The organism is Pedobacter sp. 01N416, from assembly GCF_056399685.1.
Map to the genome: position 1 here is coordinate 1 of NZ_JBFTRT010000135.1, position 10,067 is coordinate 10,067.

Below are 10,067 nucleotides of genomic sequence, written 5' to 3' on the forward strand. Positions count from 1 at the left end.
GGCATCAACGGTATACCAGGACACTGTTTATGATCAGGTGTATTACAACGAGCTCAATAGTTTTTTAAACGAGCAGGTAGATCAGCTACCAGAAAAAATGAAAGAAATTTACCGTTTGAGCCGCGAAGAAAATCTCTCTATTGAGGAAATTTCAGGGCGCTTATCAATTTCTTCGCAAACGGTTAAAAATCAACTAAGTACAGCACTTAAGCGCCTGCGCCAAAAAATAAGCCAGCACCTTTGTTCATTTCTATTTTAAAAAAATTAAACATACCTCTGGTACTTTGTAAACATCAGTTCGTCTTTAGGCTATCATCTTAAAAAATTATGCCGTTGAAAGAAGAATTTTACAAAAGATTTAAAATATCTGAGCACCCGTCGTCCATCGATAATGAGCAAGAACGCGAAGAGATCAGGCACGAGATTTATCAACGGTTACAACAAAGCATTGATAGGCAGGAAGCGAGCGACAGGAAACATACCATCAGGCTATGGGCGGTTAGATATAAAGCTGCAGCTATTTTAGTGGGTGTATGTACGCTTTTATTCGTCGGTTACAACTATTACGCCAAAGAGAATGGAAAAACCGAATACATCACCGTACAGGCACAGAAAGGACAGGTTTTAGAGGTTTTACTTCCCGATCATAGTACAGTAACGCTTAATGCGGCCAGTACTATCCGATATCCTGCTAAATTCATCAACAGCCGCAATGTTTATCTGGAAGAAGGGGAAGCATATTTTGATGTTGCGCACGATGCATCCAAACCATTTGTTGTACATACAGGAGGCATTAGCACCAAAGTATTGGGAACGGCGTTCAATATCAAATCGTATAAAGAACTGCCAAACATTACCGTAACGGTAACCAGGGGAAAGGTACAGGTAAACGAAAGCTCAAAGGCACTAAACACGCTTAGGCCCGATGAACAGTTAACTTTTAACCGAAGCACCCATAAGGCTATCACACAGAAAGTAAAATCGGCCAATACCGTTACCTGGACGCATGGCGATTTTAATCTGGATGGTGTTTATTTCAAAGAAATAATGCTGGCCATAGAAAACCGGTTCAGCATAAAGGCAATTTACGATCCCAAAGTATTCAGCAACTGCGAGAACAGTATCAGGTTTACCAAAAAACAAAGCTTAACGGATGTACTGCAGGTTTTAAAAACCATCCAACCTATCCATTATACAATTAAAAAGGACTCGGTGTTTATCTCCGGAAAACCTTGCTATTAAAGAGAAATCAACCCCTAAATAATTATAATACATGAAGCAAAAATTACAAACACTAACGCGGAGGCTAGCAAAACTAGGGATAGTTGCGCTATTGTCCACCGTTTCACTGGGCAGCTGGGCGCTTAACAAGTTCCAGGATATCCGTACCGTTAAGGTAACCATCAGTTTTAATGGAGAAACACTCGAAAAAGCATTCGGACGGTTAAGCAATATTTCAAAAATGCCGTTTAATTACAACCACAACGAGCTCCGCAAAATTTCTACAAAACAATTAAATTTTAAAAACGAAGCACTTCCAGCCGTTTTAAATGCCATTTTAAACGGAACCCAGTTTCAGTATAAAGAAGGAGAATCGGGTGTTATTATTTTTAAAACCAACGAAAAGTCAGATCTGCGCATCAATAGCGCCGCTAATGCTCCAGATCCAATTACCATAAAAGGTATAGTAGCCGATAATAACGGACCAATTCCGGGTGTATCGGTAATTCTAAAAAGTACCGGTAAAGGAACCAGTACTGCCGCCGATGGCTCTTTTAGCATTAAAGCAGAAAAAGGAGAAACATTGGTATTCTCTACTTTGGGCTACAAAACTAAAGAAGTTACCGTAACCGATCAAACCAACCTTAATGTACTATTAGAAATTTCGGTAAACAACCTCGACGAGGTGGTAGTTGTTGGTTATGGGCAGCAAAAGAAAATTAATTTAACCGGGGCAATTGGTACCGTTTCTGCAAAAGATTTGGAAAATAGGCCCGTTACCAGTGTTACCAACGCCATCCAGGGCAAGGTTGCAGGGGTAAGTATTACCACCGGCAATGGACAACCAGGTAGGGATGGGGGTACAATCAGAATTAGGGGTATTGGATCCGGATTGGGATCAGGTGGCGCGAGCGCCGGTCCTGCTATTATTGTAGACGGCGTACCAGGCGCTATGGGGGATGTAAACCCGAATGATATTGAAAGTATTTCAGTACTTAAAGACGCTGCTTCTGCGGCTATTTATGGCGCCAGGGCTTCGAATGGTGTAATTTTAATTACCACCAAAAAAGGAAAACAAGGCAGCTTGCAAATGCGTTACGATATGTATGCCGGGCCACAGCAGGTTACCAAAACACCAGATTTTTTACCGGCATGGCAACAGGCACAGTTATATAACGAGGCGAGGGTGAACGAAGGTGCCGCTCCCAGATGGACTGATAACGATATACAGCTGTTTAAAGATGGTAGCGATAAAACAGGTGCGCATCCAGATACTGATTGGTCATCGTTAATATTTTCGGAAACAGGATGGCAACAAAACCATAACGTGAGTATTAATGGTGGCGATGAAAAATCAAAATACATGGTTTCGCTGGGCTATTTTGATCAAAAAGGAAATGTAAAGAAAACAAGATATCAGAAATACAATGCCTTATTTAACGTTAGTTCGCAGTTAACTGAAAAATTAGGCTTAAGTGCAAAATTAGGCTTCTTATATGCTCCTTTTTCTGAGCCGGTAAGTACTTACGCCACAAGTTTTTCGCAAATTATCCGCATGGCAAACCGTATTTCTAATACTGTACCTGCCAGATGGGAAAATGGAGCTTTAGGTTATGTATCTGATGGTAGTCCCCTGGCCTGGTTAGAGTCTCCATCAAGCAACCAATGGCAGAATTATACCGTTACCGGTAACGTAGCGGGAGATTGGGCTCCATTAAAAGGTCTACACTTCAAACCTTCTTTTGGTTATAGATTAGGCTTAGGTCAGCAGCAGCAGTATGTTTCAGAAATACAGTATTATAAAGGTGGCCCAGCGGGTACGCCGTTAGCGCCAACCAAGCTTGAAGGGCCAAACAATTTAACCAATGCTACCGATAGGACAACCTATACGCTTGTGCAGGCCGTGGCAGATTACGAAAAAAATATTGACAAACATAACTTCAAAATTTTGGTTGGAGCTTCACAAGAGCATTCCATATATAACACTTTTTCTGCCCAGCGCCAGAATTTCCTGAACAATGAGCTAACCCAGATCAATGCAGCGCCGGCTCTTGGCCAGTCTACATCAGGATATGCCAATGATTGGGCGCTGCAATCTGCATTTGCCAGATTTAACTATAATTTTAACGAAAAATACCTGCTAGAAGGTAATTTCCGTTTTGATGGATCTTCGCGTTTTGCCGAAGGTCACAGATGGGGTAAATTTCCGGCAGTTTCTGCAGGTTGGGTAATATCAAAAGAAGATTTTTTTGCTGGTGCACTAAATACGGTAAATTCATTAAAATTACGTGGTTCATGGGGCAAGCTGGGTAACCAGCAGATTGCCAATAACTATGCCTATTTCGAATCTATTGCGGGCGGACAAACCTACTCGTTTAATCAGGTACTGGTAACCGGCCTATCACCAAATGCGGGTGCAAACCCTCTGTTACAATGGGAAAAAACCCAATCAATGGGTGCTGGTATCGATGCTACATTCTTAAATAACAAGCTGGATATTTCAGTGGACTATTTCGAAAGAAAAACATCAAATCCGTTAATGCGGACCCAGGCTAGCGCTACCTATGCCTTTACCGCTCCATATGTAAATGTTGATGGTGAGATGACCAATAAAGGTATAGAGTTCAGTGCAGGGTACAAGGATAAAGCCGGAGAATTTAATTATAGCCTTAATGGTAATATTTCTTTTATTGAAAATAAAGTAACCAAGTTAACAGGAGGTAAAGTAATTAACGATAATACCTTCTATGATGTGGGTACCTCTTTTTATTCGCTGTATGGCTATGAGGCTTTAGGTATTTATAAAACGCAGGCCGATGTAACCGGAACAGCTGTATTAAACAATAAGGTGGCTGCAGGCGATATACAATATAAAGACCAGAATAACGATGGCAAAATAGATGCTAATGATAAAGTTGATTTGGGTAGTTTTTATCCAAAAATCAATTATGGCCTTACTTTCTCTTCCAGCTATAAAAGTTTCGAACTATCCTTATTCTTCCAGGGCGCTGCCGCTGTAAAAGCCATGGGCGGTAACCTTATCGGACAAGTTGGACCAGATGTGCAAAAACCTACAAGTGTATTTTTGGACAGATGGACACCAACCAATACCAATGCCGATTTCCCAAGGTTATGGTACAGCTATAAACAGAACGATCCGACTGGTACGCCTTCGTCTTTCTGGGTTAAAGATGCTTCTTACCTGCGCCTTAAAAACGTAACATTAGCCTATACGCTTCCAAAAAATGTGGTTAAAACATTAGGCTTAAACAATGTTAAAGTTTATTACAGCGGTCAAAACCTGTTAACCTTTACCAAATACTACAAATGGATAGATCCTGAACTAGGAGCAGCCAGTAGCTCAAGCACAGCATCCGGATCAGCAGGAAGCGTTTATAACTACCCACAAGTATTGGTAAATACATTTGGCCTTAATGTAACATTTTAAAAAACAAACAGATGAAAAAGAAATTAATCTATATACTTCTCTCTACAGCTGTAATTACGGGCTGTAAGAAAGACATACTAAATACCAAACCATTAGATCAATACAGCAATAGTACCTTATGGGCATCAAAAGCGGATGCCAATGCGGCACTAACCGGATGTTATAGCGGCTGGGAATCGGGCGATAATGTAATATACGACGATTGTATATCTGACAACGGCATTGACCAGTTTCCATGGGAAGGTTATGAAACCTTTGCCTCAGGACTGGCTACCGCTACTGACCCAGGGGTAAACAAATACTCTTATACAACTATTCAACGATGTAACTGGTTTTTGGATAATGTGGATAAAGTTCCCTCGGCATCACTCGACAATACGTTAAAAACCAGAATGAAAAGTGAAGCCAGGTTTTTAAGGGCTTATAAATATGCCATCTTAAGCCAGGTTTATGGCGATGTCCCATTTCCACTGCACAACCTTTCGACCGATGAGGCCAATAAGCTGCAACGTACACCGAAAGCTCAGGTTGTTGATTTTATTCTTCAGGAACTCGCCAGTATTGCACCTTCATTGCCTGTTAGTTATTCGGGCAGTGATATAGGCCGCATTACACGTGGTGCAGCACTCGCTCTGAAAGCAAGGACAGAGCTGTTCAATGCAAAATATACCGATTGTATTGCCACAGCCCAGCAGCTGATGACTGCACCCTTCAATTATACACTGTTTCCTGATTACGAAGGATTGTTTCGTCCACAGAATAGCAATAACGCAGAGGTAATCTTAGATGTACAGTATCTACAGAACGACAATGCTGAGTGGGTACTTGGCGCTGCACTTCCCAATTCTTCTGGTGGATGGAGCTCAATGGCACCAACACAGGCACTGGTAGATGCATACGAAACCACAAACGGAAAAACGATCCAGCAAGACGGCACATATAATGCAGTTCAACCTTATACAAACAGAGATCCACGTTTAGATGCAACTGTTATCCGCCCAGGATTATCGTATATGGGTTCTTACTTCGATCCTATAAGTGCATCTTCTAGCGATCTTGTGGGTAACAACAATGCCTCTCCAACCGGATATAACTTTAAAAAGTACCTTGCTAATATTGACGATTATAACAATACCGCCTATGGAACTGATGTGTGGAATACCGGAGGAAGTATTATTGTTATCCGCTACGCAGAAATTTTACTGACCTATGCAGAGGCAAAAATTGAAGCCAACCAGATTGATGCTTCGGTTTATAATGCCATTAACCTGGTAAGGCAACGCCCTACGGTAAATATGCCTGCGGTAACTTCAGCGATGTATCCTGACCAGACTTCATTACGGGCACTTATCCGCCGCGAAAGAAGGGCCGAACTGGCAGGCGAAGGTTTACGTTGGTATGATATACAACGTTGGAAAATTGGTGCAGATGTATTAAATGGAGATGTAAAGGGCTGTTTAAAGGGATCGGTAAACCCCGCCAACGGTGCCTTGACTTTAACCCCAAATTCAAATTTTGTAGCAGGATCGAGAACATTCGACCCTAAAAACTACCTGTGGCCTATTCCACAGAAAGAATTTGACATTAACCATTCATTGAAACAGAATCCAGGATACTAAAAGCCGTTAATCAATGGCTTATATTTTATAAATTAGTGATAAAGGGGTAATTTATTTACCCCTTTATCTTTATATCCTAACCAAAAAGCCGATACATTTATAAGGGCAGCATCTTTTAGCCCATAAATTTTAAATGATGAAAAAAATAACCCTGATTTTACATTTCGCATTTTTATTATATTCTTCACATCTGTTGGCACAATCTCCTGCAAAACCTATATGGACAGCGGATAACGGCAACGGAACCTATAAAAACCCTATACTTTGGGGTGATTGGCCCGATCCTGACCTGATTAGGGTTGATGACGAATTCTATTTCGTATCTACCAGCATGCACTACGTACCGGGATGTCCGGTATTAAAATCTAAAGATCTGGTGAACTGGGAAATGGCCGGTTATGCCCTTGAGCGTTATGATGAAGATCCACGGTATGACCTGAAAGGCGGCGACAGGTATTTAAGGGGTTCGTGGGCAGCTACGATCAGACACCGAAACGGTCTTTTTTATGTCGGCTTCTGCACACCCAATTGGGGCAAGGAAAAGGGTAATTTTTCGATGTGTACCGCAAAAGATATCAAAGGTCCATGGACGAGAACAATCTTTCCTGAATACCTGTATGATCCAGGTTTGTTTTTCGATGATGACGGCAAAGTGTATGTTGCGCATGGACAGCAGAAACTCTACATTACAGAATTAAATGCCGATGCTTTATCGGTAAAAACCCCTCAAAAGGAAATTTATAATAATCCCCAATACCCTTATCTGGAAGGCTCCCACATGTACAAATTTAAGGGAAAGTATTATATCCTGGGATCTACCGGCGGCACAAAAGGCCGACAGGTTTGCCTGAGATCAGACAATATCTATGGCCCTTACGAATCTAAAGTAGTCATTAATGACGATCATACCTATCCTGGTAACGGACTGCATCAGGGTGGAATGGTCCAGCTCAAAGATGGTTCGTGGTGGTTTATCATTATGCAGGACCGTGGCCCTATCGGGCGTACACCCAACCTGGAGCCTGTTAACTGGGTAGATGGCTGGCCTATGCTCGGCAAAGACGGCAAAGGTGTTTTGGTATATCAGAAACCTGATGTCAAAAAAAAATATCCGGTYACTACGGTTGCAGCATCAGATGAGTTCAGTTCCGCTACACTGGGGCTACAATGGCAATGGAACCATAATCCTGACAACAAAAAATGGTCGCTGAAAGAAAGAAAGGGTTATTTACGCCTGCGCGCCACCGAAGCATCAGCGCTGACCACAGCCCGTAACACGCTCACCCAAAGGGTGCAGGGCCCCCTATCAGCGGGAACGGTTGAAATGGATGTTTCCCAGTTAAAAGATGGAAATATTGCCGGTTTCGGCATCTTTCAATCGCCTTATGCCTATATCGCTGTTAGAAAGGACGGGAATCAAAAAACACTTATCATGGTGAACAATGGAAAAGTAATAGATAGCATTAAAAACTTTAGCCAGAACAAACTCTGGATAAGGGCAAACTTAACACATATCGATTTTACAGCAACATTTTCATATAGCACAGACGGTCAAAAATTTATTTCTTTCGGCAATCAGCTAAAGATGGCCCTTGGATATGACTGGACAGCAAACCGCTTTGCGCTGCTTACTTACAGTACAAAAAAGGAAGAAGGTGGCTATGCCGATTTTAACTGGTTCCATTTTAAAGGAGAGAACCAGCCTTATGCGAAAAACAATGAGGGTGATTAAAAAACGGTCAATAAAACTTTGGTTCAGTCGTTGCAGGAAGTCTTATCATTATAAAAATGAAAATTAACATTAAAATATCCGTTTCCATTATAGTTCTAATCTGTTTTTGCTATACCTCCGCGCAGGCTCGGGTTCATTCTGATCCTCGTAAAAACCATCGATCTGATCACCAAACGGTGTCTTATAATGGTAGTTCCTTAAAAATAAACGACAAAGAGATCTTTATATATAGCGCTGCATTCCATTATTTCAGGTGCCCAAAAGCATTGTGGAAAGACCGGTTTCAAAAAATAAAGGCTGCCGGTTTTAACACCGTAGAAACCTATATACCATGGAACTGGCACGAACGGAACATGCCAAAAGATATTCAGGATCAGTCACAGTTTGATTTTTCAGACCTGCRGGAGTGGCTGCATATGGCGCAGAGAGAATTTGGCCTTTACACGATTGTGCGCCCCGGACCCTTCATTTGTGCGGAATGGGCCGGCGGGGGATATCCAAGGTGGCTGGCCAAATTCCGTCCTAATATAGATGGATTTTGGTTAAGGAGTAATGATACTGAGCATGTAAAATGGTGTATGCATTGGTATCAGGCAGTAGGTAAGATCATCGCAAAAGAGCAAATTACCCGAAAAACTGATCAAGAAAAAGGCATTATCATGGTCCAGATCGAAAATGAATACGATTCCCATGAAACCACTAACAAAAAAGCTTTTTTACAGTCTTTATATCAAGGGGTAAAAAACGCAGGTGTTAAGGTACCCATTTTTAGCTGCCTTACCTCCGAGTGCCGGGGAAGCAAAGATAGCGTGCTTTCAAATGTTTTTGATTGTGACAACTACTATGTGGATTTAAACGATGCCATTAGCTGCGCTAAACGGATGGAAGATCTAAAACATAGACAGCCCAACGCGCCGGGCTTCGTTACTGAACTGCAGGGCGGATGGTTTTCTACTGTGACTGGCAGGCTGAGCGAAGAGCATGAATCAAACGATAAACATTTTTATGCGGTGGGCATGATGTCGATTTTGGGAGGCGCCACCGGATTGAATTATTATATGATCTATGGTGGCACAAATTTCGCTGGCTGGGGGGCAAGGGGGCAAACAACCAGTTATGATTACAATGCGGCAATCAAAGAAGATGGCAGCTTATCAAAAAAATATTATGCGGCCCAAAATATTGGTGATTTCATCAAAAAATATCAACAGCAGCTCATCCATTCTAAAGGTGGCGTCTGCACATTTGAAAAAGCCCCAGCTGAATTAGTTGGGGGAATGCGCATTGCCCAGGATGGGACCAGGTTTGTTTTTCTGCACAATAGCACTGCAAAAAAACAGATTCATGGAACAGCCTTAATCAAACCAGGGGCAAATGCATCGGCCTCGGCGCCTATTTACAATGTAAACCAAAACGAAGAAAAAGTTTTAATCAAAGTAAATACCGTTAAAAAAAGTGATTTAGCTGCCGAACCAGCGTTTGAAATCGTCTATGATTTAGATTCCTTGGAAACAAAAGTATTGGTCATTCCACCCGGAGTCATTGCCAAGCAGGGTATTTGGTGGGGTTTACAAAACAACAAAAAGGAAGCAAAAGAAACCAAAACCAGTCTATCAATTAAAGCGGTGAAGGTGCACAATGAAGATTTCAAAGCCAAATGGCAGTCACTTTCCTCAAACCGCTCCTTGCCGGAATTAGGCGTTAACGATTGCCGCTATGTACTCTACCGTGCAAATGACAAACTAACCCAAAAACAGGCAGACCAGTTTTCTAAATTAATGTTCAATACATTTTCCAGAGACATTTTAAACCTGCAGGTAAACGGCAAAATAGCGCCGCGCTTATACCCTACTGATAAATATGCAGCCAGTGTGAGCAGAAATGTAAACAAATCTTTCCAAAGAATAAAAGAGAACGACTACGATAATATCTTCAATGTTGCAGGCTTGTTGCATCCGGGAGAAAATGAGCTTATCGTGGTATATGAAAATATTGGCCATGAGCACGGTTATTATCCAATGGAAGAGTTGTGTGGTATACGCAATGC

Annotated in this window: 6 protein-coding genes; all 6 read left to right on the forward strand. The window is 41.8% G+C overall.

Annotated features, from left to right (window positions below; translation table 11 throughout):
• Positions 1–259, forward strand: a 259-nt coding sequence (locus tag AC1DND_RS09525) for a sigma-70 family RNA polymerase sigma factor (RefSeq protein WP_477581115.1), incomplete at its 5' end; no start/stop codon positions are given.
• 74 nt (positions 260–333) lie between these two features.
• Positions 334–1,242 (forward strand): FecR family protein, encoded by a 909-nt coding sequence (locus AC1DND_RS09530; protein ID WP_477581117.1) that lies wholly within the window; start codon positions 334–336, stop codon positions 1,240–1,242.
• 31 nt (positions 1,243–1,273) lie between these two features.
• Positions 1,274–4,669: a TonB-dependent receptor gene (locus AC1DND_RS09535; protein ID WP_477581119.1), complete on the forward strand. Its 3,396-nt coding sequence runs from the start codon at positions 1,274–1,276 to the stop codon at positions 4,667–4,669.
• 11 nt (positions 4,670–4,680) lie between these two features.
• Positions 4,681–6,288, forward strand: a complete 1,608-nt coding sequence (locus tag AC1DND_RS09540) for a RagB/SusD family nutrient uptake outer membrane protein (RefSeq protein WP_477581121.1) — start codon at positions 4,681–4,683, stop codon at positions 6,286–6,288.
• Between the two features lie 136 nt (positions 6,289–6,424).
• Complete coding sequence (locus AC1DND_RS09545; protein ID WP_477581123.1) at positions 6,425–8,020, forward strand: glycoside hydrolase family 43 protein; 1,596 nt, start codon at positions 6,425–6,427, stop codon at positions 8,018–8,020.
• A 176-nt stretch (positions 8,021–8,196) separates the two neighbouring features.
• The coding region (locus AC1DND_RS09550) for a beta-galactosidase (RefSeq protein WP_477581125.1) at positions 8,197–10,067 on the forward strand (1,871 nt) is incomplete at its 3' end.